Below are 26,471 nucleotides of genomic sequence, written 5' to 3' on the forward strand. Positions count from 1 at the left end.
GGACACCCGACGCACTCGTCCGGTGCCACTGTGCTCACATCAGCCCCGCCTTTTGACGGGGCTCGTTCTTTATGCCCGTTTTACGTGAGGCTTGGACCACTCGGAATGGCTGATTCCTGCTGTTTGGAATGGGGCCGTTCCTCGTGCTGCAATTCGACAACTCCCGAGTAGTACGGCCCTGAAACAGAACACGGCACAAAAGTAGGTGCCGACGCCGAGAGGTTGTTGGTCGAGTGAGGCGAAGCAAGACGAGCTCCGCGGAGCAGCAGGCGCGGGGCAACTTCACCCCGCCGCCGCGCACGGCGGTGCCGCCTGCGGTCGCGTCCGGCTCGCCGCCGAAGCCCGGCAGCACCAGTGCGCTCTCACCACGCAACTGGCGGGTGCCCACTCGGCTGAACGCCATTCTCCTGATCCCGGTGCTGGTCGGGCTGGTGATGGGCGGCTTCCAGGTGAAGGCGTCCATCGACACCTGGCAGGAGGCACAGGACGCCGAACGGACGGCCCTGGTCGTCCGGGCCGCCTCGGAGTACGGCCAGGCACTGCTCAACGAGCGTGATCTCACCGCTCAGCCCCTGCTGACCGGCGACGGCGACGCGCCGGTCGTCGTCCAGACCCGCGCGGCCACGGACGCGGCGAAGAAGAAGTTCGACCTGGCGGTGCGGGACATGCCCGCGAAGCAGGGCCTGGAACGCCGTCTCAGCCTGTTCAGGGCCGAGGAACCGAAGCTCGTGGCCATCAGGAAGAGCGCGTACATCGAGGCCGTCGAGACCGCGGACAAGAGCAACGGCAAGGGCGGCCCCGTCGCGACCGAAGAGGGCTATGTGCTGGTGCAGCACTCCCTCATGGAGTTCGCCAACGAGCTGGGCCTGGGCACCGGCAACATCACCAGCTACGGCCGTACCGTCTACGCGATCCAGCTCGCCAAGGCCGCCGAGTCGCTCCAGCGCTCCATCGGGATGCATCTGCTCGTCCGGCCGAGCCAGAAGGACGACGTCAGGAACGGCCAGACGATCGCGTTCTCGTCGTACGCCTACCTGGAGGACATCGCCGTCGGCGAGTACGTCTCCGGCGGCACGGGGGCGGACACCGTCCGGCTCCAGGACGTGATGAAGGAGAAGGCGGCCGAGGGAGCCAAGAAGCTCGCGGCGGCCCAGCAGCAGGCCGCCGCGGCGGGTGAGGACTTCACCGCCCCGCCGAGCAAGGAAGGCTCCGTCCTGGACGGCATGGTGGCGGCGATCGCCACCGGCGACAGCCCCGAGCGGCTCGCGCAGCGCGGGGTCACCCCCGCGGCCTGGCTGGCCGCCTCCACCGCCAAGTTCGACGGTTACACGATCCTGGAGAAGGATCTCGTCGACAAGGCCGTGGCCGACGCGGCCCAGATCTCGGACAACGCCAGGAACGACGCGATCACCAACGGCGCGATCGTGGTGATCGCCCTGCTGGCCGCCTTCATCCTGGCCGGGATGATGGCCCGGCAGATGAGCCGTTCGATGCGGGAGCTGCGCACCGCCGCGTTCGGCATCGCCGAGCAGCGGCTGCCGATGCTGGTCGACCAGCTCTCCCGTGCCGAGCCCGGCCGGGTCGACACCCGGGTCCAGCCGATCCCGATCGATTCGCGCGACGAGATCGGCGAGGTGGCCCGCGCCTTCGACCAGGTCCACCGCGAGGCGGTCAGGCTCGCCGCCGAGCAGGCCATGCTGCGCGGAAACGTCAATGCCATCTTCACCAACCTCTCCCGCCGCAACCAGTCGCTGATCGAGGGGCAGTTGACCCTCATCTCCGAGCTGGAGAACAACGAGGGCGATCCGGACCAGCTGGAGAACCTCTTCCGGCTGGACCATCTCGCGACCCGTATGCGGCGCAACGGGGAGAACCTCCTCGTGCTCGCGGGCGAGGAGCCGGGCCGCCGCTGGAACCAGCCGGTGCCGCTGGTGGACGTGCTCCGCGCCGCCTCCTCCGAGGTGGAGTCCTACGCGCGTATCGAGCTGACCGGCGTCCCCGAGACCGAGATCCACGGCCAGTCGGTGACCGACCTGGTCCATCTCCTCGCCGAGCTGCTGGAGAACGCCACCACGTTCTCCTCGCCGCAGACCAAGGTCCGGGTGACCGCGACCCGGCTGCCCGACGGCCGGGTGATGATCGAGATCCATGACAAGGGCATCGGCCTCACCGCCGAGGACTTCGCGGACATCAACCACAAGCTGGCCAACCCGCCGACCGTGGACGCGGCCGTCTCCCAGCGCATGGGCCTCTTCGTGGTCGGCCGGCTCGCCGACCGGCACGGCATCCGGGTCCAGCTCCGGCCCTCGGGCGAGCAGGCCGGCACCACCTCGCTGGTGATGCTCCCCGACGCGATCACCCACGGCGGGGGCGGCGAGCCCGTTCCGGCCGACGACTTCACGGTCTCGCAGATCATCCCGGACCAGCCGGCCCCGGCCGAGGAGCTGCCCCTCCAGAGCGCTCCGATGCTGACCGCCGCGGAACTGGGCTTCGACGACTCGCGCTACGAGGACCAGGCCGCCCCGTCGGCCGACGGCACCCGCACGCTCGACCCCGTCAACCGCACGCTCAGGCGCGAGGAGCGACGGGCCGCGCTGGGCACTCCCCCGGGCGCCGGGCAGCCCGCCTTCGGCGACCTGGGCGACGACCGGTACCGCGAGGAGGTCGACGGCCAGTACGTGCCGCGAGAGACGTCGTACGAGCAGGGGTACGCGCCTCAGCAGCCCGTCGGCCCCGCCGCCGGGTACCCGGCACCCGACTCCGGGTACAACGCGTACCAGGAGCCTCAGGGACAGCCGTATGCGGAGGCCGCCTACCCGGAGCCGCAGAGCCCCGGGACGTCCTACGAGGACCCCTTCGCGGCCCAGCCCCATCAGGACGAGTGGGCCGGTCAGAGCACGTATCAGGACACGTACGAAACCCAGCGGGGAACAGAAGCGGAATCTGTCCCCGACGCTCCCGAGATCGCTCAGGACCGCGTAGGCTTCGACCGTCCGGGCCCGTCCCCGAGCAGCAGTCACACGCTGACGGACGCGGGTCTGCCGCGCCGGGGCGGCGGCCAGCCGCCGCAGCAGCAGTGGCAGCCCGCGGAGCAGGACGGCGGGTCCGCCGCGGCGCCGGCCGGGCCGGCTTCGCCGAACGGCCTCGGCAACGGTCAGGGCGGCGGGCACAGCAGCGGTCAGGACAACGGGCAGAGCGAGGCGGCCGGTTCCGACGACTGGCGTTCGAGGAACGACGAGCGCTGGCAGCGGGCCGAGAAGCTCCGTGAGCCCAAGGCGGGCGGAATCACCTCGTCCGGGCTCCCCCGCCGGGTGCCCAAGGCCAATCTGATCGAGGGGGCGGCCGAGCAGACCCCGCAGGGCGGCACCCAGGTCTCCCGGGCCCCCGAGGACATCCGCGGCAGGTTGAGCAACCTGCGGCGGGGCGTCCAGCGGGGCCGCAACGCGGGAGCGGACACGAACGGACCGGGCCAAGCCCCGGGCAGTACCTACAACCAGGAGCGTTAGTGTGAGCCCGATGAGCCAGGCGGCGCAGAATCTGAACTGGTTGATCACCAACTTTGTGGACAACACCCCCGGGGTGTCCCACACGGTGGTGGTCTCCGCCGACGGACTCCTGCTGGCCATGTCCGAAGGTTTCCCGCGTGACCGCGCCGATCAGCTCGCGGCCGTGGCGTCCGGTCTGACCTCGCTGACCGCGGGGGCGTCCCGGATCTTCGAAGGCGGTGCGGTCAACCAGACCGTCGTCGAGATGGAACGCGGCTTCCTCTTCATCATGTCCATCTCGGACGGTTCTTCCCTGGCCGTCCTGGCGCACCCGGAGGCCGACATCGGCCTGGTGGGATACGAGATGGCACTTCTGGTCGACCGAGCGGGTACGGTCCTCACCCCGGACCTCCGGGCCGAGCTCCAGGGAAGTCTGCTCAACTGACAGACAGTGCGCCGTTCGCCGCCGCACCATTAGGGTGCGGTGGCGCGGATCCACTGGTCCGTCAGCATCGGCCCGGCGACCGGCAGTCGGAGGAGGAAACGTGGCTACACCCCCAGGCGGACATCCCTATGACCATGACGGTGTACAACGGTCCCCAGGCGACCACGCGCGGAACCGCTTCAACTTCCCCTCCGCGCCCAGCGGTCAGGTGACCGGTGAGGACGCCGGACGACCCCAACAGCCTTACCATTCCCAGCAGCAGCCGTACGAACCGCCACAACGGCAGCCGTACGAGCGGCCGCGGCGGCCCCGTATCCAGCCGGTGCCACCGCGCGCCCCGGAGCAGCCCGCTCCTGCCATGACGCACAACCCGTTGGTCCGTCCGTACGCCATGACCGGCGGCCGGACGAGGCCGCGGTACCAGCTCGCCATCGAGGCACTGGTCAGCACGACGGCCGATCCGTCCCAGCTCCATGGGCAGTTGCCCGAGCACCAGCGGATCTGCCGGCTCTGTTTCGAGATCAAATCGGTCGCCGAGATCTCGGCGCTCCTCTCCATTCCCCTCGGCGTGGCCCGGATCCTCGTAGCCGACCTGGCGGAGGCCGGACTTGTCGCCATCCATCAGCCCGGCGGCGACGAGGCCGTCGGTGGCCAGCCAGACGTGACACTGCTCGAAAGGGTGCTCAGTGGACTTCGCAAGCTCTAGCGGCGGTGCAGCCCGCTCAACCACCAGCGCGAAGATCGTGGTGGCGGGCGGCTTCGGCGTGGGCAAGACCACGTTCGTCGGCGCCGTCTCGGAGATCAACCCGCTGCGTACCGAAGCCGTCATGACCAGCGCCTCCGCAGGCATCGACGACCTCACCCACACCGGAGACAAGACCACCACCACCGTGGCCATGGACTTCGGACGCATCACCCTCGACCAAGACCTCATCCTCTACCTCTTCGGCACCCCCGGACAGGACCGCTTCTGGTTCATGTGGGACGACCTCGTCCGCGGCGCCATCGGCGCCGTCGTCCTCGTCGACACCCGCCGCCTCGCCGACTGCTTCCCCGCCGTCGACTACTTCGAAAACTCAGGACTCCCCTTCGTCATCGCCCTCAACGGCTTCGACGGACACCAGCCCTACACCCCCGACGAAGTACGCGAAGCACTCCAGATCGGCCCCGACACCCCCATCATCACCACCGACGCACGCCACCGCGCCGACGCCAAAAGCGGCCTCATCACCCTCGTCGAACACGCCCTCATGGCACGACTCCGATAGGTCTTGCGTCGGGGGCGGGCCGGCTCACCGGCCGGCCCGCCCCGGACGCGCGGACGGTACAGACACAGGCACAGACGCCGACACGCAGACGACGGCCCCCGCACTCACGAGGAGTGCGGGGGCCGTCGTCTGCGGAAATCTCAGCCCTGCCAGCTGTGGGGGGCGCGGAAACCGGGAGTGCGTTCGAGGCGGCGCCAGCCGGCCGTGGAGCGGCCGTGGTGGGCCGGCGCGTCCGGACGGGCCGCGGCGCGGGCCATCAGGACGGCGGTGATGGCGGCCAGCTCCTCGGGGCCGGCCTGCCCCTTCTCGACGCGCAGCAGGGATTCGTTCGTGGATTCGCTCATGGAGGTCGTGTCTCCGTCTTCTCGGCGGGAGGGCGCGGTACGCAGGGTGGTCACTGCGGGGGGTTGCCGTGCTTGCGGGACGGCAAGTCGGCGTGCTTGGTACGGAGCATCGCGAGCGCGCTCGCGAGCACCTCACGGGTTTCGACGGGGTCGATGACGTCATCGACCAGACCGCGCTCCGCCGCGTAGTAGGGATGCATCAGCTCGGCCTTGTACTCCTTGACCATCCGAGCGCGCATGGCCTCCGAGTCCGCGGCTTCCGCGATCTGCTTGCGGAAGATGACATTGGCGGCACCCTCGGCGCCCATCACCGCGATCTCGTTCGTGGGCCAGGCATAGGTGAGGTCGGCTCCGATGGACTGGGAGTCCATCACGATGTAGGCGCCTCCGTACGCCTTGCGCAGGATCAGGGAGATCCGGGGCACGGTGGCGTTGCAGTAGGCGTACAGGAGTTTGGCACCGTGCCGGATGATCCCGCCGTGCTCCTGGTCGACCCCCGGCAGGAAGCCGGGCACGTCCAGCAGCGTCACGATCGGGACATTGAAAGCGTCGCACATCTGGACGAAGCGCGCAGCTTTCTCGGAGGCCTCGATGTCCAGCACCCCGGCGAGGGACTGCGGCTGGTTGGCGACGATGCCGATGACCTGGCCGTCCAGCCGGGCCAGGGCGCAGATGATGTTGCGCGCCCAGCGCTCGTGGACCTCCAGGAAGTCGCCTTCGTCAACCAGTTCCTCGATCACCTTGTGCATGTCGTACGGGCGGTTCCCGTCCGCGGGCACCAGATCGAGCAGTACGTCGGAGCGGCGGTCCACCGGGTCCTCGGAGACGACCGTGGGCGGGTTCTCGCGGTTGTTCTGCGGCAGCATCGACAGCAGGTACCGCACCTCGGCGATGCAGGTCTCCTCGTCGTCGTACGCGAAGTGCGCGACGCCCGAGGTCTCGGCGTGCACATCGGCGCCGCCGAGGCCGTTCTGGGTGATCTCCTCGCCGGTGACGGCCTTGACCACATCGGGACCGGTGATGAACATCTGCGAGGTCTCACGGACCATGAACACGAAGTCCGTGAGGGCCGGGCTGTAGGCGGCGCCGCCCGCGCAGGGGCCGAGCATCACGCTGATCTGCGGGATGACGCCGGAGGCACGGGTGTTGCGCTGGAAGATCCCGCCGTAGCCCGCGAGCGCGGAGACGCCCTCCTGGATCCGGGCCCCCGCACCGTCGTTCAGCGAGACCAGCGGGGCACCGGCCGAGATGGCCATGTCCATGATCTTGTGGATCTTGGTGGCGTGGGCCTCGCCGAGGGCGCCGCCGAAGATCCGGAAGTCGTGCGCGTAGACGAAGACCGTGCGGCCCTCCACCGTGCCCCAGCCGGTGATGACACCGTCCGTGTACGGCTTCTTGGCCTCCAGGCCGAAGCCCGTGGCGCGGTGCCTGCGGAGCTGCTCGACCTCCTTGAACGACCCCTCGTCGAGCAGCAGCTCGATGCGCTCACGCGCGGTCAGCTTGCCCTTGGCCTTCTGGGCCTCGGTGGCGCGGTCGCTGGGCCCTCGGCGGGCCACCTCGCGAAGGGCGTGCAGTTCGGCCACTCGTCCCCGGGCGTCGGTGGGCTCGCTCGGCGTCTCGTCCACTACGGTCATGTGCCAACCCTACGAAGAGCACCGGGGAAAACACGCCGTTGACTCCACACAGTCTCCTGGCGGTATTCCTGGTGGGCCTGGACAGAACCCGGCCGGATGCGGGGTTCCCGGACAGCAAGGTACCCCTGGCTCTTGTGGGATTCCCCTAGATGTCAGATGAACGACACCTCGCAGCGGTGTGTGGCACCGGCGGTCCCGGGGGTGATCCTCAGCCGTAGCGTACGCCCCGCGGTGAGCACCTCGACCGAGGGGTCGTGGGCCAGGACGCGCCGTACCCTCCGGTCCCAGACGACCTCCAGCGGCCGTCCCGTGCGCGGGGGTTCGGCGACACAGAGCGTCGCCGTCCCGCCGTGGACCACGGCGAGCACACTCGCGGGCGCCGTCGCGGTGACCGGTCCCGCCGTGCCGGGCCGCCAGAAATTGACGGCGGTGCGGCCGAGCGGGTGGATCGCGACCCCCTGACAGGCGTCGGTGTTGGCGAGGATCTCCAGCCGACGGTGGTCGGCGGCGCGGGCCGCCAGGGTCCGCCGGGAGGCACCGGGCATCAGCACATAGACATAGGCCGCGCCCGTCGGGTCGGTGCCGTGGTCGAACCAGAGGGTGCGATAGCGGCGGGTACGCCGTTCGGGCGAACTGGTCGTGTTGATGTCGTTCCAGGAGCCCTCCCGCTCCTCGGCGAGGGTCCGCAGGGCGCCGGCGGGGCCGCTCGGGGCGCCACCCGGGAAGAGCCAGCCGCCGTGGCCCTCCAGATGGGCCCAGCGGGGGCGCGGCCCGTCATCGAGGGTGAAGGCGTGGGTACCGCTCTCCCCCAGGTTGCGGTTGTCGACGACCGTCTCCACGGGCACCCCGTCCGTACAGATGATGCCCGCGCCCAGACAGACGACGGCATCGGGGAGACAGAACCAGGACTTGCGGGCTTCGAGCGTGGAGCCGAGGCCCTGGAGATGCTGGCCGACGGCGGCGAAGGTCCCGTCGGTCGCGCCGCCCACCCAGCACACGGCCGGCCTGGGCGCGCCCCATTCGCCGCCGGCCCGGTCCGGGAGCCGCCGGGTGGACACCGTCGTGCCGGGCAGCCGGTACGGGTCGGCCGTGGGCCAGAACCAGTCGGTGTACTGGTCGTTGCCCCGGTCGGCGCACCACCACAGGAGCATTCCTGCCCCGGTGTGCCAGCCGCGCGGATTCTCGCCGTTGCCGCACTCGTAGTGCGCGATCCGCTCCGAGGCCATCGAGAGGGCGGCGGCCCAGCCGGATCCCCGGTGCACGGCCCGGTCCATCGAGGGGAAGAGCCGGTGGCCGGCCGGCTCGGGGGCCGCGGGCACGTCCGAGGCGGCGAGCGCGTGCAGCCGGGCGAGATCGGCGACGTCGTACTGCGGGGCGGTGAGCACCGGGGAGACGGTGTTCCGCTCGATCCAGCCTTTGACGAGGCCCGTCCAGCGTGCGCGCTCGGCGGCGGACGCCGCGCCCGCGAGCAGCGCGACGGCCGCGATGAGCGCCTGGCCGTGGAAGTGGTCGCCGCGCAGGACGCCCCGGTCGTCGCTCTTGAGGCAACCGCGGCTGATGGCACGCCCGTTGACGCTGTCCATCATCAGACCGTTGTAGACCAGCGGTGCGAAGGCGTGCTCCACGCTGTCGAGGATGATCTGCCGGCCGGGGTCGGTGACGGCCCAGGAGGACCCGGCGAGCAGCGAGAAGAGCCGGCCGAGGCCGTCCAGCAGGACCTGGCCGTACGTTCCCGAGTAGGCGACCCAGGTGTGCTGGACGAACGAGCCGTCGGCGTGGAGCCCGTCCCCCTCGGTGACGTACGGGAAGACGGGGGAGAGCGCGTCGCGGGCCAGGACGATCTTCGCGGGGGCCCGGCCGAGGACCCCGCGCAGGGCGACGGAGCGGCAGAGGTCGACACGGTTGGCCCCGGTGCTGATGCCCGTGTACGCGCCGAGGAGGGCGTCGGGGACGAAGTGGTCGACGGCCGCGCAGGCCGCCGCGCGTGACTCCTCGGGAAGGTGGTCGTACAGGACGGCGGTGATGTCCATGAGAAGCCGGGGACTGCCGATCCGCCACTCCCACCAGTTGCCGTAGGGGGTGGTCGCGGGGCGGTAGACGGTGTCGGAGAGATGGCCGAGACCGCGCAGGAGACCGGCGAGGAGCGTCTCGTCACCGGTGAGCCCCGTGCCGGGCTGCGCGTACGCCTGGGTCATGGTCCAGAGCCTGCTGTAGCTCTGGGTGATTCCGGCGGGCGGGTCGAAGGGGTGGTCCGGCCAGAGATGGGTGGCGGCCGGGGCCATCGAACGCCGGAAGCCGGCGGCCAGCCGGCCGGTCCCGGCGAGCCGGGAGGCACAGGGCTCGGCGGCGGGATCGTACCCCGTGCCGAGCTGGAGGTCCCTCCAGCGCAGCCGCAGCTCGTCGAACTCGTCGGCGGGGGCGGCCCGTCCGGCGGCGGCCGGCCGCGCGGGGGCGGGGCCGAGGGCGCTCGCTCCGGCGGCGGCCGGCAGGGCACGCAGCACGGTACGGCGGGACCAGTCGGGCAGGGGCGACACGGCGGCCTCCGGGGACGGGCACGGGCACGGACACGGGGAGGAACGGGGGACGGACGGCCGGGTACGGACGGACCGGGCTGTCCTCCGGTCCCGTACGGGCTGTCCTCCGGTCCCGTACCCGTTTCCCGGGCCGTCGATGACCCGGACACGGTCCTGAGCGGGCGCCCGCGGGGCCGCCGGCCGGACCCGACGGCGACCGGGTGGTGACCGGGTGGTGACCCGTCGCGACCGGAGCGAGGGGTGATCCGTTTTCTGAGAGCGCTCTCAGGCAGAACCCTTGACGCCTTCCGGGTCGTCTCGCGAGAGTGGTCCGCGACGTGGACGCGGCCCCCACATACCGCGCATTCCCGCGTCGCCCCCCACATTTCAGGAGAACTCCGTGATTTCTCGCAGGATGTTTCTTACCGGTACGGCCGCCACGGCCACGGCGCTCACCTATCCCTTCTGGGGAAGCGCTCTCAGCCCGCACGCGTCCGCCGCTCCGGAGACCTGTGAACTCGCTCTGCGGAACCTGTCGCTCCCCGGCTCGGTCAACGCCTATGTCACCGGCCACGACCAGGCCACCAACAGCTGGGTCCTGCTGCGCGCCGACGGCAGCCTCTACCGGCCCGACTCCCCCGGGGCCCCGCAGACCCCGCTGCCCGTGGACTGCGCCATCCCGCTGGCCCCGGCGGGCGGCGCACCGGTCGTGCTGACGCTGCCCCGGATGTACGGCGCCCGCGTCTACTTCGTACGCGACGACACGCTGGACTTCTTCGTCAACCCGGGCCCCGCCCTGGTGGAGCCGGCCTTCGCGACCGAGGCCGATCCCAACTACGGCCGCACCTGGTCGTTCTGCGAGTTCACCTTCAACCAGGACCAGCTCTTCTCCAACATCAGCTATGTCGACCTGGTGACGGCCCTGCCCATCGGCATCACGCTGGAGGGCGACGCCACGCATACGGTCGCCCCGCTGCCGGAAGGCGCGCTGGAGCGGATCGCGGACGGCCTCACCGCACAGGCCGCCGTCGACGGACACCCCTGGGACCGGCTGGTCCTGCGCGGCGGGGACGGCCGGGTCCTGCGGGTCATCTCCCCGCAGAACCTGGCGGGCCAGACGCCGTTCGCGGATGTCTTCACCGGCTATGCCGACCAGGTCTGGGAGAAGTACCGGAGCACCGATCTGCGGATCGACCTCCAGGGCGGCCGGGGCGTGTTCACCGGGCGGGTCAGCGGTGACACGCTCACCTTCGACGGCGGCCACACCTTCGCCAAGCCGACCTCGATGGACATCTTCACCTGCAACAGCGGTCCGTTCGCCAACAATCCGGGCGACTCGGACGAGAAGAAGGGGCTGCTCGCGCGGCTGGCCGCCGCCTTCAACCGGTCGACCGTGCTGAGCCACGCCGACCAGCCGAACGGCGCCACGGCGGCGGACTACTACCAGGACCCCGTCACCAACCACTTCGCGCGGGTGGTGCACGCCAACACACCGATCGGGTACGCCTTCCCGTACGACGACGTGCAGCCGGACGGACAGCCGGATGTGTCGGGTGTGGCGCACGACGGCAATCCGCGCCGTTGGACGGTGTCGGTCGGCTCCTGATCCGCCCGCACGCACGCCACACGCACGTCCGCCCGCTCGCGCAGTCGCCCCCGTCCGCACGCGGACTCGCGCCCGTGCGTACGCGGAATCCCGCACGCGCCGGTGACGCGCGCGGACGGCGAGTGCCCCGCCCCTCCCGCTCGGGGAGGGACGGGGCACCGTCACACACGGACCCGCGTGAGCGGGCGGCGGATCAGCAGCCGCCGCAGTTGTAGAACGTCACGTCCCAGTGGTTGCCCTCGTCGGCGTAGACATTGCCGGCGCCGGACTGCCACTGCGGGGCCCCGTCACCGCGCACCCCGATGTAGGTGAACGTGTTCTTGACGTAGTTGGTGACGCAGGTGGCCTTGCCGAAGTCGAGCTTGTAGCCGTTCCAGTGCGAGTACGTGCCGCTGGCGTGGCCCGTCTCCGTACCGCCCGTGATGTTCAGGGCGCAGCCACTGGCGCTCTTCAGGGTCTGCGCACCCTGCGCCGTGGCCTGGTTGAGCTGGTCGAACGACGTACAGGTCGGGTTGTTGCGGTTGGAGCAGCCACCGGACGAGGACCAGGTGATGCCCCGTGAGCTGAACATCGAGGTCGCCGTGGCGTGGGTGATCTTGGTCGCCGCGTAAGCGTCGCCGGCCGAGCTGAGGACGCCGAAACCGGGGGCGAAGAGCGCGCCCAGGACCAGGGCGAGCGCGGTGAGTACCGAGCGGATTCTCATGGGGGGTTGCCTCCTGCTGAAGACCGTTGGTGTCGATGGGGCAGCGGTGCAGGTGGTACAGGCGGTACGGCAGTACAGGCGGTACGGATCACGCCGGACGCACCGGGTGCGGCCGGGCAGACAGATCGTGCCCGATGTCTACGCGCGTCCGCCAGGGTGCGGGGAACTCGATCGGGTGACATTGTTGAAGCTTGAACGAGATGGGTCTATCGTGGGCGTCCATTGAAGGTTTAACCACCGTCGCCCTTCTCAGGAGGAACCATGGCTCTCTTCGGCCGCAAGAACGACAGCGCACCCGCCCCCACGGCCACCGGCACCGCCGTGGCCGACCCGGCTCTCGCCGCGCTGACCGGCGCATACACCATCGACCCGGCCCACAGCACCATCAGCTTCACCGTGCGCCACGCGATGGTCACCAATGTCCGCGGCTCGTTCACCGAGCACGAGGGCACGCTCAACCTGGACGGCTCGAACCCGGCGGCGTCCACGGCCCTGATCGATGTCTCGATCGCCAGCGTCGACACCGGTATGCCCGACCGCGACGGCCATCTGCGCAGCGCCGACTTCTTCGACGCGGAGACGTTCCCGAAGATGTCGTTCCGCTCCACCTCGGCCGAGCAGATCGACGCCGAGACCTACCGGGTCACCGGTGACCTGACGATCAAGGACGTCACCCGGCCGCTCACCATCGACCTGGAGTTCCACGGCTCCGCCACCGACGTGTACGGCAACGAGCGGGTCGGCTTCGAGGGCAGCGCCACCATCCTGCGCTCCGAGTGGGGCCTGACCTGGAACGCGGCGCTGGAGACCGGCGGTGTGATGGTCAGCGACAAGGTCAAGCTGAACTTCGACATCTCCGCGATCAAGAAGGCCGCCGAGGCCGTCTGAGCCAGGTGTACGCCGTGGTGGGCGGAGCGACGGGGGCGCGGTCCGGAGGCAACGGCCCGAGGGCTGTCCCGTAACCCCTGGCGGGCGCGCGACGACAGCCCTCAGAAACCGCCCCCGCCGTCGAACCCCCCGCCACCGCCGAAGTCCCCGCCGCCGCCGAACCCTCCGCCGCCGAAGTCGTCCGGGTTGTAGTCGCCGCCCGAGACGTCGCCCCCGGAGTAGCCGGTGTAGTCGCCGCCGCCGAACTCGGCGGCATAGGCGGGCGTCGCCATCATCGAGCCGAGGAGCGTGCCCACCAGCAGCCCCGGCAGCAGCCCGCCGCCGAAGTAGCCGCCGGCCCAGGGGCCGTACACCGGTCCGGCCTCCCAGTAGGGACGCGGACCGCCCGCCGTCGCCACCGTGCGGGTCATCGGGTCCTCGCCGTCGGCCAGCCGCGCCGCGTCGGCGGCGCAGACCGGTACGGTCCGCCGCGCGCCGGCGGGCGGGGCCCACTGCGCGTCGGCCGTCGAGGGGCCGTGGCGCGGGTCGAAGAAGCACGGCGAACGGCGCTCCGGAAGGGGGGCGCCCCTTCTGCGCGCGTCCAGTACCGCCAGCGAGAACCGGCCGTCCTCCAGCGCCTCCGTCACCGCGCGCACGTCCTCGGGCCGCCGGGCCGAGCCCATCAGGGACTTGGCCTTCTCGTACGCGTCGAGGGAGCGCTCGTACTCCGTGCGCATCGCGTCGTCGGCACCCGCCTCCGCGGGGTGGAAGTCCAGCCGGTCCAGCTCCTCGCCGAACGCGGTGATGTCCTCGTCGACGACGACCCGCAGCGTCTCCAGTGCCTCGCGCTCCCGCTCGAACCGATTGCGGCGGTTGCGCCGCACCACGGCGTAGGCACCGGCGCCGCCCACCGCGAGCACCGAGCCGAGCACGATCAGCCCGGTGGCCGAGCCGGCGGCGGCGCCCGAGCCCGTCGTGTCCCAGGACGACGGGGCCTGGCCCCGTATCTGCGGAAGTGCCTGGTCGACGAAGTTGTTGAGCTGGGTCGCGGCGTCGACGGGGCCGCCCGCCTTGACCGCGCCGGTCAGATTGCGGACCGCCTGCGGGGAGAGGACGGCGGAGTCGGCGCCCGCGTCGAAGCCGTCGCCGAGACGGATGGCGTACAGCCCCGTGACCCCGGTCTCGGTGCGCACCGTGTTCAGCACGCTGTCGGCGGGGAACTGGGCGGTGTCGGGCAGGACGGCGACGAAGAGCGGCTTGTCCGCGTCCTTGATCTTCTTCGCCAGGGCCTCGGCCTCGGTCGTGGAGAGCTGGGCGGCGGCCCCGGGATCCACATAGACGGGCCCGTCCTTGAGTGCCTCGGCCACGGTCCCGGGGCCGGTGGCGGCCTCCGCGGCGGGCGCCACCCCCAGCGCGGCGGCCGAGCCGGCGAGCAACAGTCCGGAGAGCGTGGAGTACAGCCTCGTCCTCATATATTGACGCTACCCGAAATGCGTCAAGTTGGGACAGGGGCGAGCAAAAGTGAAAGCGGAGCGACAGGGAAAGAGCGGGTGAGGCACCCGGGCCCGCCGGCCCGGGTGCCTCACCCCTGGGGTCCCTCGCTGATCAGGCGGCTCGGTAGGCCGCCGTCAGCCTGGCCACGGCACCGGTCAGATCACCGGTGAGCAGCAGATGGTCCGCCTCCGCGAAGGGCTTCGCCGACGCGGGGGTGAGATGGCCGCCGATCTTCTGCTGGACGAGCAGCCTGGCCTGGCCGACCAGCTCCCTGCCCTGCGCGGACCTGCCGAGCCCGGCCTTCTCCAGCACATGGGCCGCGACCCCGAGGGCGGCGAGCGTCAGCTGTCCCCCGGCGGGCGGCGCCTTGAGGGTCGTCAGGCCCCAGCCGTACGGGAACTGCGGGTCGTAGGACGCGTCACCGACATTGATCGGCAGCGACTCGGCCGACTTCGGCCAGGTCACCGGGGACTGGCCGGTGAAGGGCTTCCTGCCGTAGAGGACGTCGGCCACCCCGTCGCCCTCGCTGCCCGGCAGCCAGGACGCCACCAGGGCGTCGATGTCACCGAGCTGGTCACCGATGAGCTGCGGGCGGCCCGAGACGATCAGGACGGCGCACTTCATGGCGGCGCAGACGGTGTCCACGGCCTTTCTGTCCTCGTCGGACAGGAGCAGGTCATGGCCGTTGCCGACATCGCCCTGGCCCTCGGCGTACGGCTTCTCGCCGACGACGACCACACCGACGTCATGGCCCTCGGTGGGCGCGGTGGCCGTCTTGGAGTAGGTGAGACCGGCGTCCGGGGCCGCCTTCCTCATCGCCTCCAGAATGGTGGTGCCGTTGGTGGTCGGCCCGGAGCCGCCCTGCCAGGTGATGGTCCAGCCGCCCATCTGGTTGCCCAGGTCGTCGGCGTTGGAGCCCGCCACGTACACCTTCTGCGACGGCTTCAGGGGCAGGACCGCTCCGTCGTTCTTGAGGAGCACCTGCGACTTGGCCACCGCGTCACGGGCCACCGCCCGGTGGGCGGGGGAGCCGATCTTCGACTGGTTGGCGGTGTCGGCGTACGGCTTCTCGAACAGGCCGAGCCGGAACTTCTGCTCCAGGATGCGGGAGACGGCGTCGTCGATCCGGGCCTGGCTGATCCGGCCGGCCGTCACCTCGGCCTGGAGGATCCGGGTGAAGTCCTTGTACGCCGTCGGGACCATGATCATGTCGAGCCCGGCGTTGACGGACGTACGGATGTCACTCGCGTAGTCGCCGGGGATCTGGTCGATCGCCTGCCAGTCGCTGATGACGAAGCCCTGGAAGCCCATCCGGTCCTTGAGCACACCGTTGATCATGGCGCCGTCGGCGTGCATCTTCACCGCGGGCGCGTTGTCGTCGGTGATGTCCAGCGAGGAGTACGAGGGCATGACCGTGCCCACGCCCCGCTTCACGGCGTCCTCGAACGGCGCGAGATGGACGGTCTCCAGTTCCTCGCGGGTGACCTTGGTGACGCCCTGGTCGATGGTGTACGAGCCGGTCGTGGACGAGCCGTACTCGGTGCCGCCGTCACCGACGAAGTGCTTGGCCGTGGCCAGCACCTTGTCGTTGCGGTCCAGATCCGCGCCGGAGGAGCGGCCCTGCATTCCGTTGACGACCGTGTCCATGGCGGTGACCAGCGCGGGGTCCTCGCCGAAGGTCTCGTACGTACGGCCCCAGCGCTCGTCCCTGCCGACACAGACACAGGGGGCGAAGTCCCACGGGATGCCCGTGGCCCGCACCTCGCTGGCCGTCACGGCGCCCGTCTTCTCCGCCAGCGCCGGGTCACGGGTCGCCCCGAGGCCGATGTTGTGCGGCATGATCGTCGCGCCGATGACATTGTTGTGGCCGTGCACCGCGTCCACGCCGTAGATCAGCGGGATCTGGTAGCGGGTGGCCTGCGCCCTGAGCTGGAAGGCGTCGACCATCCTCGCCCAGGCCTCGGGGGTGTTGGGAGTGGGCACGGAGCCGCCGCCGGAGAGCAGCGAGCCGAGGTCGTAGGCGGCGATGTCGCCCTGGGCCGTGAGCGCGTTGCGCTCGGCCTGGGTCATCTGGCCGGCCTTCTCGGCCAGGGACATCCGGGAGACCAGATCGGCGGCCCGCTTCTTCACGGGCAGCCGGGCGTCGAGATACGGCAGGCCGTGCGCGTCGACCACGATCTGCGGGTTCTCCGCCGGGGCCTTGGCCCCGGTGACGGTCAGCCGCAGCGGAACGGTCTCCGCGCTCTCGGCGGTCCGGTCCTTGAGGGTGGCGACCTCGACGGTCCGCGAGGTGCCCGAGGCGGTGCCGGCCGGGAAGGTGACCGAGCCGGAGACGGCCGTGTAGTCCTTGCCCGCCTGCGCGGTGCCGCCCTCGGTGGTGTAGTCGACCGTCACGGGCTCCTCGACCGGACCGGAGCCGGTCGTCGCGACGGAGATCCGCACCTTGGCCCTGGCGCCCTCGGTGACGGGGTAGACGGCCGCGTCGGTGATGACGCTCGCCGTCAGGCTCGGGTCGGCCTTGCCGTACAGCTCGACCCCGTCCAGGGCGAACCGGCCCGGCGCGCCCGTCGGCAGGGTGACGGCGTAGCCCCACATCTGTGTCAGACCGAGCACCTGGTCGATTCCGCCGACCGGCTGATAGTCGGTCCGGTACTGGAAGTCGGCGAAGGGTATCTCGACCTGGTGCCAGCCCTCCCAGTCGTCGGTGAAGGACGTCGTCCACAGCTCGGAGGCCTCGCCGTTGGCGCCGCCGTCCTTGATCTCGAAGTTGATCCTCTTGCCCGAACCGGGCGGCAGCGGCGCGGTGTTCTGGCCGTACCACCAGAAGCGGACGCCCCGGTGCGCGGACCAGTCGTGGGACGGCTGGTCGAAGGCGAAGTCATGGCTGAATCCGCCGTACCCGCTGATGTCGTAGCTGCCTTCGAGGACCTTGGCGCCCTCGGGGGCGTCGGCGCGGTCGGCCAGGCTCAGCGTCGGCGGGTCGTCGGAGTCACCGCCCCAGGTGAAGATGCCTCCCGCGGGCGGCCCCGCGAACGGGACCTCCCCCTCGAACCGGTCGACGGCCACCGGGGCCGGTTCGTCCGCCGCGGCGGACGGACCGGCCCCCGCGAGGGGCAGCAGCCCCGCCAGGACGGCGGCGGCGAGCACCGCGGCCGTCCTGACGCCGGGGCGCTGTCTGACACGTGTGCCTTGCATCGTGCTCCTTGTGTGGCTGATGTCCCCGGCGGCTCTGGTGCCGCCGGGGACCGTGATACATCCGCTCGCGCTACTTCTGCTCGACCCGGACCCAGTCGACCTCGGCCTTGATGCCGCCCTGGGCGATCCGGTCGACACTCGACTGCGGCAGGCCCCAGTACGGCTGGGTGACCTTGTTCCAGCCCGCCGGATAGGCCCCGCCCAGCGCGAGGTTGAGGATGACGTACTGGTTGTGGTCGAAGACCCACTTGCCCCGGGTGGACTCCAGCTTCTGGCGCGATGTCTCCTGGACCACCCGGTCGTCGACGGTGAAGCGCATGCCCTCGGGCTGCCACTCCACCGCGTAGGTGTGCCACTCGTCGGCACGCCCGCCGTTCGGGAAGGTCTGTGTCTTGCCGATGTTGCCGTCGGCCGAGTAACCGGGCCCGTGCAGCGCGGTGCTGGTCCAGTCCCCGTATCCGATGTTCTCCATGATGTCCGTCTCGCCCGAGCCCGGCCACGAGACGGACGGGTTGTCGACATCGCTGCCCAGCAGCCAGAAGGCCGGCCAGAAGCCGTCGCCGACCGGCAGCCTCATACGGCCGCTGACCTTGCCGTAGGTGAAGTCGAACTTGGTGTTGGTGTCGATACGGCCGGAGGTGAAGTCGTACGTCCCGCCGCCGGGCACGGTCGTGCAGCCCTTGCAGTACTTGGACTCCAGGACCAGGTTGCCGTTCTCGGTACGGATGTTGTTCGGCGAGTCCACATAGGCCTGGGACTCCCCGTTGACCGAGTTCATCTCCGTACCCGTACGGACGACACGCCACTTGTTCCGGTCCAGTCCTGAGCCGGTGAAGTCGTCGAAGAAGGTCGTGCGGTACGCGGCTCCCGAGTTCTTGGGCAGCGCCGGATAGGCCGCCGCCGCGCTGCCGCCCGTGCCCCAGACCTGGAACTCGTACAGCGAGTAACCGAACTGGGCGGTCGAGGGCGCCGGGTTGTAGAAGGAGCGGCGCTCCTTGCCCAGCATCCGGATGTAGCGCGCGGTCGCCGGGGTGGAGAGGGTGACGGTGTCGCGCCGGCCCGTGGCCTCGCCCGGGGACTTGACGTCGGCGCGGCGGGCCGCGATCTCGGCGGCGGACGGCCGGTACACCGTGCGCCAGGTGCGGTTGTCGTCGGAGACCTGGAGTTCGTAGTCGACGGCGTAGGCCGCCTCCCAGTACAGGTCGACCGCCTCGATCCGGGACGAGGCGCCCAGGTCGACCCCGACCCAGCGGTCCGCGTTCCAGTCGCTGGACCAGCGGCTCTGGTCGGCCTTGAGGTCCGCGGGCCAGCCACCGTCGGTCACGAAGGCGGGGGAATTGCCCGCGTGCTGGTAGAGGTTGCCGTACGCCGGGTGGTTGAGGGCGAGATTGGTGCGGGTGGTCGAGGCGGGCGCGGGCGCGCCGCCGTACACCTGGAAGGAGAAGAGGGAGTAGCCCCAGGCGGTCGCCCGCTGGACACCACGCATCCGGACATACCGCGCGGTGACCTCCTGGGGATAGGTGTGGGCGGTGACGGTGCCGCCGGTGCCCTCCGTCTCGGTGTAGAAGCTGGTCCAGTTCGTGCCGTCCTTGGAGGCTTCCAGGACGTACTGCCTGCCGTAGGCCGCCTCCCATTCGAGCTTGACCTGCTGGACGCGGATGACGCTGCCCAGATCGACGCGGATCCAGGCGTTGTCCGCGAAGTCGCTCGCCCAGCGGGTGGCGGCGTTTCCGTCGACGGCTCCCGAGGCCGGGGTGCCGGGGTTCTCACTGCCGGAGGCGGTGACGGAGGCGGGGTTGAGGGCGTAGGCCTCGGCCGCCCGGTCGGTGTTCCAGGCCGCGGCGACGGCGGCGGCCCGGTCGGGCTGGGGTGCGGGCGCGCTGAACGCGAGGGGGGCCGACAGCGCCACAAGCGCCGCCGTGGTGGCCATCAGGGTCATACGTGAGGGCATCGGTACCTCCTGTGGGGGGAGTGCGGGTGGGTGGAGCGATGTCCGTACGGGGTGCTGGAGCGACGCCTCCCGGGTGGGACGGATGGTGTCGCGGTACCACCCGGCGCCGTCCTTGAGGGTTTGATCTCCCCGTCCACGGCGGTACGGGGGAGATCGCGGGGAACGCCGCGGGTGACGGGCAGCCCGTCGGCGTCCACCGGGGAGCCCTCCTCCTCGGGCATCCGGTGGTCGTGGTCGCACGCCACGTCGCCGTGTTCCCCCCGCACGACGGCGCCGGGGACCCGGCAGAAGGTGTCCCAGATCGAGGGGGTCCTGCCGTCCTCGGCAGCCGCGCCCTCGATCTGGTAGGCGGAGGTGGCGACGCCCCGGCGGAAGCCGGCCGACGGGCCGGGGACCGCCGCGGCCGGTGGGGCGAGGGCCTGGGGGGTGGTGGCGTTCATACGGCGGCCGGTGCCCGGAGCTTGCGGGGTGCGGACATGGGGGACTCCTGGGGGAACGGGCAGGTCCGACGTGCTCGGTCTTCCGGTGTGCTGGGCGTGCGAGGTGCCGGGGGCTTGCCTGGGCTCGCTGGGCTTGCTGGGCTCGCTGGGCTCGCGAGGGGGTACGGGCCCCCTACGGGGCCGACTTCCGTACGATCAGTTCGGTGGGCAGGACGACCGGTTCGTCCGGCGCGGACGACCCGCCGAGATGTCCGAGCAGCATCGTCGCCGCCGTCTCGCCCATCTGGCGCGCGGGCTGGTGAACGGTGGTCAGCGGCGGCTCGGTGTGCCGGGCCATCGGGATGTTGTCGAACCCGACCACCGCGATGTCGTCGGGAACGCTCCGCCCCGCGGCCCGCAGGGCCCGCATCGCGCCGGCCGCGCTGATGTCGTTGTGCGCGAAGACGGCGTCGAAGCCGACCCCGCCGGTGAGGAGTTTCTCCACCGCGAGCCGTCCCGACAGCTCGGTGAAGTCCCCCACCACGACCAGATCGGTCGGCAGCACCTCACGGAAGCCGCTGAGCCGGTCGCGTACACAGCCGAAGTGGGCGGGCCCGGTGATGACCAGGGGCCTGCGGCGGCCGTCGGCCAGCAGATGGCGGGCCGCCGACGCGCCTCCCTCGCGATTGGTGGTCACGACGGAGGGGAAGTCCTCGGGATGGCTGCCGCGGTCGTCGATCAGGACCACGGGCAGTCCCTTGTGGTGCAGGCCGATGATGGTGTCGAGGGTGTTCTCGGGTTCGACCACGAGCAGTCCGTCGAACGCGCGGGCCGAGACCTGGGCGGTGAAGTGCTCCACCGACTCGGCGCCCCGGTTGCAGGTGAACAGGAGCAGGCCGTAGCCCGCGGCCTCGACCGTGTCGACGACCCCCTGGAGCACCTCGCCCATCCAGGGCCAGGTCAGTGAGGGCACCAGCATGCCGAGCGTACGGCTGCTGCCGCGGGCCAGTCCGACCGCGCCCGAACTGGGCACATAGCCGAGCTGGGCGATCACGGCTCGAACGCGGGCCGCCGTACCCCGGTCGACCTCACCCTTGGTATTGATCACCCGGGACACGGTCGTCTTGCTGACGCCTGCCTGACGGGCGACGTCGGCGATCGTGACACGCATCGGGGCCTCCGCTTCGAGGTGTGGAACCGGTACCGCAACCGCTTCCGGAACCGGTACCGGCGTTGGGCGGTGAGTTAACCGGCACGCAACACAGTCGTCAATACTTCACGTCGAGATTGGTCCGCACCTTTGTTACGTACCAGGCCGGTAGCAGGTCAAGGGCGTTATGCGTTCAGTTCTCGAATGCGCGGGCTCTTGACGGGAGTTCGCAACGGCAGTTCACTCACGCCGCAGGGAGCGACAGCGCACCACCGCACCACCCCCCACACCTCTGCCGAGAAGGGCAGCAGTTCTATGTCGAGATCGACTGGTACCGGGCGACGGCTGGCGAGAGTTCTGCTCGCCGGTGCCCTCGCCACCGCCGGGCTCACCGGCCTCTCCGCGGGTACGGCCCAGGCCGCCGGCGAACAGGTCAACATCTGGCTGACGACCACCGACGACGCGCTCGGACGCCATGTCACCCGTGGTCTCCAGCAGCAGACTCCCGTCACCTTCCAGGCGGGCAGCGGCGGCAGCGGGACGAACATCACCGTCGACGAGGGCACCCGCTATCAGACCTTCACCGGCGGCGGCGCCTCCTTCACGGACACCGCGGCCTGGCTGATGAAGGGCAGCGGAGCGCTCTCCCAGGCGACCCGTGACGACACGATGAGGAAGCTGTTCTCGCCCACCGAGGGCATCGGCCTCTCCTTCATCCGCAACCCGATGGGCGGCTCCGACCTCGCCCGGTTCGGCTACACGTACAACGATCTGCCGGCCGGTCAGACCGACCCCACGCTCTCCCGGTTCTCGATCGCGCACGACCTCGCGGACGTGCTGCCGCTGACCAAGCAGGCCAAGCAGCTCAATCCGGCCCTGTCGACCATGGCCTCGCCGTGGACGGCGCCGGCCTGGATGAAGGACAGCGGGCAGCTCAACGGCGGCTGGCTGAAGGCGGAGAACTACGGCACCTACGCCAACTACTTCGTCAAATACCTCCAGGCCTACCGCGACCAGGGCATACCGGTCGACTATGTCTCGGCGCAGAACGAGCCCACGTGCTGCGGCGGTTACCCGTCGATGAGCTGGAACGGCTCGGGTCTGGCCTACTTCACCAAGACCGAGCTGCTGCCGAAGCTCCAGGGCGCCGGCCTCCCCACCAAGGTCCTGGCGCACGACTGGAACTGGGACACCTATGACGCGTACGCGGCCGAGACCGTGAACGACGCGGCCGTCCGCAACCACCCCAACTTCGGCGGGGTCGCCTGGCACGGGTACGGCGGCAACATCCAGAAGCAGACGGATGTCCACAACCAGTACCCGCAGTTGAACGCCTTCCAGACCGAGCACTCCGGCGGCACCTGGATCGCCAACCAGCAGCGCGAGGACATGGCGAACATCATCGACTACACCCGTCACTGGGCGAAGTCGGTGACCAAGTGGTCCCTGGCGGTGGACCAGAACCGCGGTCCGCACAACGGCGGCTGCGGTACCTGCGACGGTCTGATCACCGTCCACAACGGTGACTCCCGGCACGGCCAGGTCGACTACACCATCGAGTACTACACGATGGGGCACCTCACCAAGTTCGTGAAGCCGGGCGCGGAGCGCATCGCCTCCACCGCCAGCACCACGGTCTCCAATGTGGCGTGGCGCAATCCGGACGGTTCCAAGGCCCTGATCGCGTACAACGACGGCTCCGGGGCCCAGCAGGTGCGGGTCAACTGGGGCGGGCAGAACTTCAGTTACTCGCTGCCCGGCAAGACCTCGGCCACCTTCACCTGGGCGGGCACCCCGTCCGGCGGCGCGGACAGGACCGGCACGCTGGTCGGGCTCGGCGGCAAGTGCCTGGACGTGGCCGGTGGCAGCAGCGCCAACGGCACGGCCGTACAGCTCTACGACTGCAACGGCTCGACGGCCCAGCGCTGGACCCTGAAGGCGGACGGCTCCGTACAGGTGCTGGGCAAGTGCCTGGATGTCGCCGCGGCCTCGACGGCGAACGGCGCGAAGGTCCAGCTCTACGACTGCAACGGGTCGGGAGCGCAGCGCTGGAGATACGAGGGCTCGGCCGATCTCGTGAACGTCACGGCCGACAAGTGCCTCGATGTGACGGGCAACTCGTCGGCGAACGGGACCTCGACGCAGATCTGGACCTGCACCGGAGCCGCCAACCAGAAGTGGCGGCTCCAGGGCTGAGGCCGTGCCCGGCCGTGCCGTCCACGGCCGGGGACCCCGGGGGCCGGGGTCGGACCGGAGGAGTGACTACTCCGCCGGTTCGACCCCGGCCCTCAGCAGTCCGTAGGTGTACGCGTCCTCCAGGGCCTGCCAGGAGGCGGCGATCACATTCTCGGCGACGCCCACCGTGGCCCAGTCGCCGGTGCCGTCCGAGGTGGTGACCAGGACCCGGGTGGTGGACTCGGTGCCGTGCCGGCCCTCCAGGATCCGGACCTTGTAGTCCACCAGCTCCAGCTTGGCGAGCTGCGGGTAGATCTGCTCCAGACCGACCCGCATCGCCCGGTCCAGCGCGTTGACCGGGCCGTTCCCCTCCGCGGTGGCGACGATGCGCTCGCCCTTGGCCCACAGCTTCACCGTGGCCTCGTTGGCGTGCGTGCCGTCGGGCCGGTCCTCGACGATCGCGCGCCAGGACTCCGTACGGAAGTAGCTGCGGGGCCTGCCCTCCGCCTCCTCGCGCAGCAGGAGTTCGAAGGAGGCGTCGGCGGCCTCGTACGTGTAGCCCTTCAGCTCACGCTCCTTGACCCGGCCGACGACCCGGCCGACCAGATCGCGGTCGCCGCTCAGATCGATGCCGAGTTCCTTGCCCTTCAGCTCGATGGAGGCACGCCCGGCCATGTCGGAGACGAGCATCCGCATGCTGTTGCCGACCAGCTCGGGGGCGATGTGCTGGTACAGATCGGGGTCGACCTTGATCGCGGAGGCGTGCAGTCCCGCCTTGTGGGCGAAGGCGGAGACACCGACGTACGGCTGGTGCGTGGAGGGCGCGAGATTGACGACCTCGGCGATGGCGTGCGAGATCCGGGTCATCTCGGCGAGCGCGCCCGCGGGCAGGACGCGCCGGTCGTACTTCAGCTCCAGGGCGGCGACGACCGGGAAGAGATTGGCGTTGCCGACGCGCTCGCCGTAGCCGTTGGCCGTGCACTGGACATGGGTGGCGCCCGCGTCGACGGCGGCGAGGGTGTTGGCGACGGCGCAGCCCGTGTCGTCCTGGGCGTGGATGCCGAGCCGGGCGCCGGTGTCGGCCAGCACGGTGGAGACGACGGCCTGGATCTGCGCGGGCAGCATGCCGCCGTTGGTGTCACAGAGGATGACCACATCGGCGCCGGCCTCGGAGGCGGCCCGTACGACGGCCTTGGCGTACTCGGGGTTGGCGCGGTAGCCGTCGAAGAAGTGCTCGCAGTCGACGAAGACGCGGCGGCCCTGGTCACGCAGATGGGACACGGTGTCGCGGATCATCTCGACGTTCTCGTCGAGGGTGGTGCGCAGCGCCAGTTCCACATGGCGGTCATGCGATTTGGCGACCAGGGTGACCACCGGGGCACCCGACTCGACCAGCGCTCTGACCTGCGGGTCCGCCGCCGCTGTGGCGCCGGGCCTGCGGGTGGAGCCGAAGGCGACGAGCTGCGCGTGGCGGAACTGGATCTCCTGCCGGGCGCGGGCGAAGAACTCGGTGTCACGCGGGTTGGCACCGGGCCAGCCGCCCTCGATGAAGCCCACGCCGAACTCGTCCAGGTAACGGGCGATGGCCAGCTTGTCGGCGACGGTCAGATTGATGCCTTCGCGCTGTGCGCCGTCGCGCAGCGTGGTGTCGAAGACATGGAAACTGTCGTCGCTCTCCGTGGACTCTGGGGTCATGGTGGGTTGCTCCTGTCGAGTGGATGGTCTGGCTCCACTTGCCCCCATCTTCGCGCGCCGTCCGCTGTCCGCCGGGGTGGGGCCGGAAAACGAAAAAACCCCTCGCGGGTGCGAGAGGTCTGCGCGCGGGTCTGGGGCACGATGGCCGCGCCGTACGTGGTGGTACGAGGCGGTCACTGCGGACCGGCGCGCTTGCTGCCGATAATCATGGCGAACGAGAGCACGAGCCGATTTTCGCACGTCGTCCATGACGGGGCGGAACCGTCTCACCATACGGTCGCGGCCGTGCTCCGCCGCAGTTCACGGCCGCGGCGACACGGACGCCGCCGGTCCGCCCCCGAATCGGGGTGGACCGGCGGCGGGGCCAGCCGGCCGCCCGGCGGGTCAGCCCAGCTCGTGCATCCAGCCGTGCGGGTCGGGCGCCACGCCCCGCTGGATGTCCAGCAGCGCCGTGCGCAGCTCCATGGTGACCTTGCCCGGCTCGCCGCCCGACTGGATCCACTCGCCGGCCGCCGACTTCACCTGGCCGACCGGGGTGATCACCGCGGCGGTGCCGCAGGCGAAGACCTCGGTGAGGGTGCCGTTCTCGGTGTCGCGGCGCCAGTCCTCCTTGGAGATCCGGCCCTCCTCGGCGGTGTAGCCGAGGTCGCGCGCCACGGCGAGCAGCGAGTCACGGGTGATGCCCGCCAGCAGCGAGCCGGTCAGCTCGGGGGTGACGATACGGTCGCCGTACACGAAGTACAGATTCATCCCGCCCAGTTCCTCGACCCAGCGGTGCTCCAGCGCGTCCAGATAGACCACCTGTTCGCACCCCTTCTCCGCCGCCTCGGCCTGGGCGAGCAGGGACGCCGCGTAGTTGCCGCCGGTCTTGGCGAAGCCGATGCCGCCGGGGACCGCGCGGACGTAGTTCTCCGAGAGCCAGACCGAGACGGGCTTCACCCCGCCGGGGAAGTACGCGCCGGCCGGGGAGGCGATGACGAGGAACAGATACTCGTTCGCCGGCCGCACCCCGAGACCGACCTCGGTCGCGATCATGAACGGACGCAGATACAGGGACTCCTCGCCGCCGTGCGCGGGCACCCATGCCTTGTCCTGCTGGACCAGCGCGTCGCACGCGGCGATGAACGTCTCCACCGGCAGCTCGGGCATGGCGAGCCGCCGGGCGGAGAGCTGGAAGCGGGTCGCGTTGGCCTCGGGCCGGAAGGTGGCGACCGAGCCGTCGGGACGGCGGTAGGCCTTGAGGCCCTCGAAGATCTCCTGCGCGTAGTGCAGCGTCATGGTGGCCGGGTCGATCGAGAGCGGCGCGTACGGAACGAGCTTCGCGTCGTGCCAGCCCCGCCCCTCCGTCCACTTGACGGTCACCATGTGATCGGTGAAGTGGCGGCCGAACCCGGGGCGGGCCAGGATCGCCTCCCGCTCGGCGTCGGACAGGGGATGCGCGGAGGGCTTGAGCTCGATCGTGGGCGTGGTCATGAATACTCGTCCTTCACCGGTTGTGTATGACGGACCGCGCTCACGCCGCTCCTG

General features: G+C 70.5%; 17 protein-coding genes and 1 pseudogene. 7 read left to right on the forward strand and 11 right to left on the reverse strand.

The features are described from left to right. Positions 1–233 precede the first annotated feature (233 nt). The 4 genes from ACFYYH_RS10335 to ACFYYH_RS10350 all read left to right on the forward strand — a co-directional run bounded on the left by ACFYYH_RS10335 (position 234) and on the right by ACFYYH_RS10350 (position 5,198). A complete protein-coding gene (locus tag ACFYYH_RS10335; protein ID WP_388548450.1) occupies positions 234–3,506 on the forward strand; it encodes a nitrate- and nitrite sensing domain-containing protein in 3,273 nt (1,090 codons plus the stop codon). Positions 3,507–3,516: 10 nt separating this feature from the next. Further along, a complete protein-coding gene (locus ACFYYH_RS10340; RefSeq protein ID WP_026057603.1) occupies positions 3,517–3,930 on the forward strand; it encodes a roadblock/LC7 domain-containing protein in 414 nt (137 codons plus the stop codon). Between the two features lie 100 nt (positions 3,931–4,030). Then, the gene (locus ACFYYH_RS10345) at positions 4,031–4,636 is read left to right on the forward strand and encodes a DUF742 domain-containing protein (protein WP_388548452.1); all 606 of its coding nucleotides are present in this window, start codon (positions 4,031–4,033) and stop codon (positions 4,634–4,636) included. Then, positions 4,617–5,198 carry an ATP/GTP-binding protein gene (locus ACFYYH_RS10350; protein WP_031229389.1) on the forward strand — a complete coding sequence of 194 codons (582 nt, stop codon included), beginning with the start codon at positions 4,617–4,619 and terminating at the stop codon, positions 5,196–5,198. The genes ACFYYH_RS10345 and ACFYYH_RS10350 overlap by 20 nt, the downstream gene beginning before the upstream one ends. A gap of 140 nt (positions 5,199–5,338) precedes the next feature. On the opposite strand, the gene ACFYYH_RS10355 is transcribed toward ACFYYH_RS10350, so the two are convergent. The 3 genes from ACFYYH_RS10355 to ACFYYH_RS10365 form a co-directional block, all read right to left on the reverse strand. Beyond that, the gene (locus ACFYYH_RS10355) at positions 5,339–5,542 is read right to left on the reverse strand and encodes an acyl-CoA carboxylase subunit epsilon (RefSeq protein ID WP_388548454.1); all 204 of its coding nucleotides are present in this window, start codon (positions 5,540–5,542) and stop codon (positions 5,339–5,341) included. A 50-nt stretch (positions 5,543–5,592) separates the two neighbouring features. Continuing rightward, positions 5,593–7,176: an acyl-CoA carboxylase subunit beta gene (locus ACFYYH_RS10360; RefSeq protein WP_388548456.1), complete on the reverse strand. Its 1,584-nt coding sequence runs from the start codon at positions 7,174–7,176 to the stop codon at positions 5,593–5,595. Between the two features lie 152 nt (positions 7,177–7,328). Beyond that, positions 7,329–9,701: a polysaccharide lyase 8 family protein gene (locus ACFYYH_RS10365; RefSeq protein ID WP_388548885.1), complete on the reverse strand. Its 2,373-nt coding sequence runs from the start codon at positions 9,699–9,701 to the stop codon at positions 7,329–7,331. A gap of 403 nt (positions 9,702–10,104) precedes the next feature. On the opposite strand from ACFYYH_RS10365, the gene ACFYYH_RS10370 reads away from it, so the two are divergent. Beyond that, positions 10,105–11,295, forward strand: a complete 1,191-nt coding sequence (locus tag ACFYYH_RS10370) for a glycoside hydrolase family 64 protein (RefSeq protein WP_388548888.1) — start codon at positions 10,105–10,107, stop codon at positions 11,293–11,295. Between the two features lie 193 nt (positions 11,296–11,488). Here the strand turns inward: ACFYYH_RS10370 and ACFYYH_RS10375 are convergent, their stop codons facing one another. Further along, entirely contained in the window at positions 11,489–11,998 is a 510-nt protein-coding gene (locus ACFYYH_RS10375; protein ID WP_388548459.1) for a hypothetical protein, read from the reverse strand. Positions 11,999–12,259: 261 nt separating this feature from the next. Here ACFYYH_RS10375 and ACFYYH_RS10380 point away from each other — a divergent pair, with 261 nt between their 5' ends. Continuing rightward, complete coding sequence (locus tag ACFYYH_RS10380; protein WP_388548461.1) at positions 12,260–12,886, forward strand: YceI family protein; 627 nt, start codon at positions 12,260–12,262, stop codon at positions 12,884–12,886. Positions 12,887–12,987: 101 nt separating this feature from the next. On the opposite strand, the gene ACFYYH_RS10385 is transcribed toward ACFYYH_RS10380, so the two are convergent. The 5 genes and pseudogenes from ACFYYH_RS10385 to ACFYYH_RS10405 all read right to left on the reverse strand — a co-directional run bounded on the left by ACFYYH_RS10385 (position 12,988) and on the right by ACFYYH_RS10405 (position 21,095). Next, on the reverse strand, positions 12,988–14,337 hold the full coding sequence (locus ACFYYH_RS10385) for a hypothetical protein (protein ID WP_388548464.1): 1,350 nt from the start codon (positions 14,335–14,337) through the stop codon (positions 12,988–12,990). A gap of 133 nt (positions 14,338–14,470) precedes the next feature. After that, complete coding sequence (locus tag ACFYYH_RS10390) at positions 14,471–17,554, reverse strand: glycoside hydrolase family 3 N-terminal domain-containing protein (RefSeq protein ID WP_388548467.1); 3,084 nt, start codon at positions 17,552–17,554, stop codon at positions 14,471–14,473. A 70-nt stretch (positions 17,555–17,624) separates the two neighbouring features. Then, positions 17,625–19,505, reverse strand: a complete 1,881-nt coding sequence (locus ACFYYH_RS10395) for a discoidin domain-containing protein (RefSeq protein WP_388548468.1) — start codon at positions 19,503–19,505, stop codon at positions 17,625–17,627. Between the two features lie 209 nt (positions 19,506–19,714). Further along, positions 19,715–19,945, reverse strand: a pseudogene (locus ACFYYH_RS10400) (family 1 glycosylhydrolase); the annotation flags it as partial. Positions 19,946–20,117: 172 nt separating this feature from the next. Next, a complete protein-coding gene (locus ACFYYH_RS10405; RefSeq protein WP_388548471.1) occupies positions 20,118–21,095 on the reverse strand; it encodes a LacI family DNA-binding transcriptional regulator in 978 nt (325 codons plus the stop codon). A gap of 294 nt (positions 21,096–21,389) precedes the next feature. Between ACFYYH_RS10405 and ACFYYH_RS10410 the strand changes: the two genes are divergently transcribed. After that, complete coding sequence (locus tag ACFYYH_RS10410; protein ID WP_388548473.1) at positions 21,390–23,270, forward strand: lectin; 1,881 nt, start codon at positions 21,390–21,392, stop codon at positions 23,268–23,270. Between the two features lie 66 nt (positions 23,271–23,336). On the opposite strand, the gene cimA is transcribed toward ACFYYH_RS10410, so the two are convergent. Together cimA and ACFYYH_RS10420 are read right to left on the reverse strand one after the other, a co-directional pair. Further along, positions 23,337–24,944 carry a citramalate synthase gene (gene cimA / locus ACFYYH_RS10415; RefSeq protein WP_388548474.1) on the reverse strand — a complete coding sequence of 536 codons (1,608 nt, stop codon included), beginning with the start codon at positions 24,942–24,944 and terminating at the stop codon, positions 23,337–23,339. A 384-nt stretch (positions 24,945–25,328) separates the two neighbouring features. Then, a complete protein-coding gene (locus ACFYYH_RS10420; protein WP_388548476.1) occupies positions 25,329–26,417 on the reverse strand; it encodes a branched-chain amino acid aminotransferase in 1,089 nt (362 codons plus the stop codon). Positions 26,418–26,471: the final 54 nt, after the last annotated feature.

Source organism: Streptomyces sp. NPDC002018 (assembly GCF_042890865.1).
Lineage (GTDB): Bacteria > Actinomycetota > Actinomycetes > Streptomycetales > Streptomycetaceae > Streptomyces.

Bases quoted from the DNA above. Each gene is read 5' to 3' on its own strand.
- ACFYYH_RS10340 (WP_026057603.1), top strand. From the start codon at position 3,517: ATGAGCCAGGCGGCGCAGAATCTGAACTGGTTGATCACCAACTTTGTG.
- ACFYYH_RS10355 (WP_388548454.1), bottom strand. From the start codon at position 5,542: ATGAGCGAATCCACGAACGAATCCCTGCTGCGCGTCGAGAAGGGGCAG.
- ACFYYH_RS10360 (WP_388548456.1), bottom strand. From the start codon at position 7,176: ATGACCGTAGTGGACGAGACGCCGAGCGAGCCCACCGACGCCCGGGGA.
- ACFYYH_RS10370 (WP_388548888.1), top strand. From the start codon at position 10,105: ATGTTTCTTACCGGTACGGCCGCCACGGCCACGGCGCTCACCTATCCC.
- ACFYYH_RS10375 (WP_388548459.1), bottom strand. From the start codon at position 11,998: ATGAGAATCCGCTCGGTACTCACCGCGCTCGCCCTGGTCCTGGGCGCG.
- ACFYYH_RS10380 (WP_388548461.1), top strand. From the start codon at position 12,260: ATGGCTCTCTTCGGCCGCAAGAACGACAGCGCACCCGCCCCCACGGCC.
- ACFYYH_RS10385 (WP_388548464.1), bottom strand. From the start codon at position 14,337: ATGAGGACGAGGCTGTACTCCACGCTCTCCGGACTGTTGCTCGCCGGC.
- ACFYYH_RS10390 (WP_388548467.1), bottom strand. From the start codon at position 17,554: ATGCAAGGCACACGTGTCAGACAGCGCCCCGGCGTCAGGACGGCCGCG.
- ACFYYH_RS10395 (WP_388548468.1), bottom strand. From the start codon at position 19,505: ATGCCCTCACGTATGACCCTGATGGCCACCACGGCGGCGCTTGTGGCG.
- ACFYYH_RS10405 (WP_388548471.1), bottom strand. From the start codon at position 21,095: ATGCGTGTCACGATCGCCGACGTCGCCCGTCAGGCAGGCGTCAGCAAG.
- ACFYYH_RS10410 (WP_388548473.1), top strand. From the start codon at position 21,390: ATGTCGAGATCGACTGGTACCGGGCGACGGCTGGCGAGAGTTCTGCTC.
- cimA (WP_388548474.1), bottom strand. From the start codon at position 24,944: ATGACCCCAGAGTCCACGGAGAGCGACGACAGTTTCCATGTCTTCGAC.
- ACFYYH_RS10420 (WP_388548476.1), bottom strand. From the start codon at position 26,417: ATGACCACGCCCACGATCGAGCTCAAGCCCTCCGCGCATCCCCTGTCC.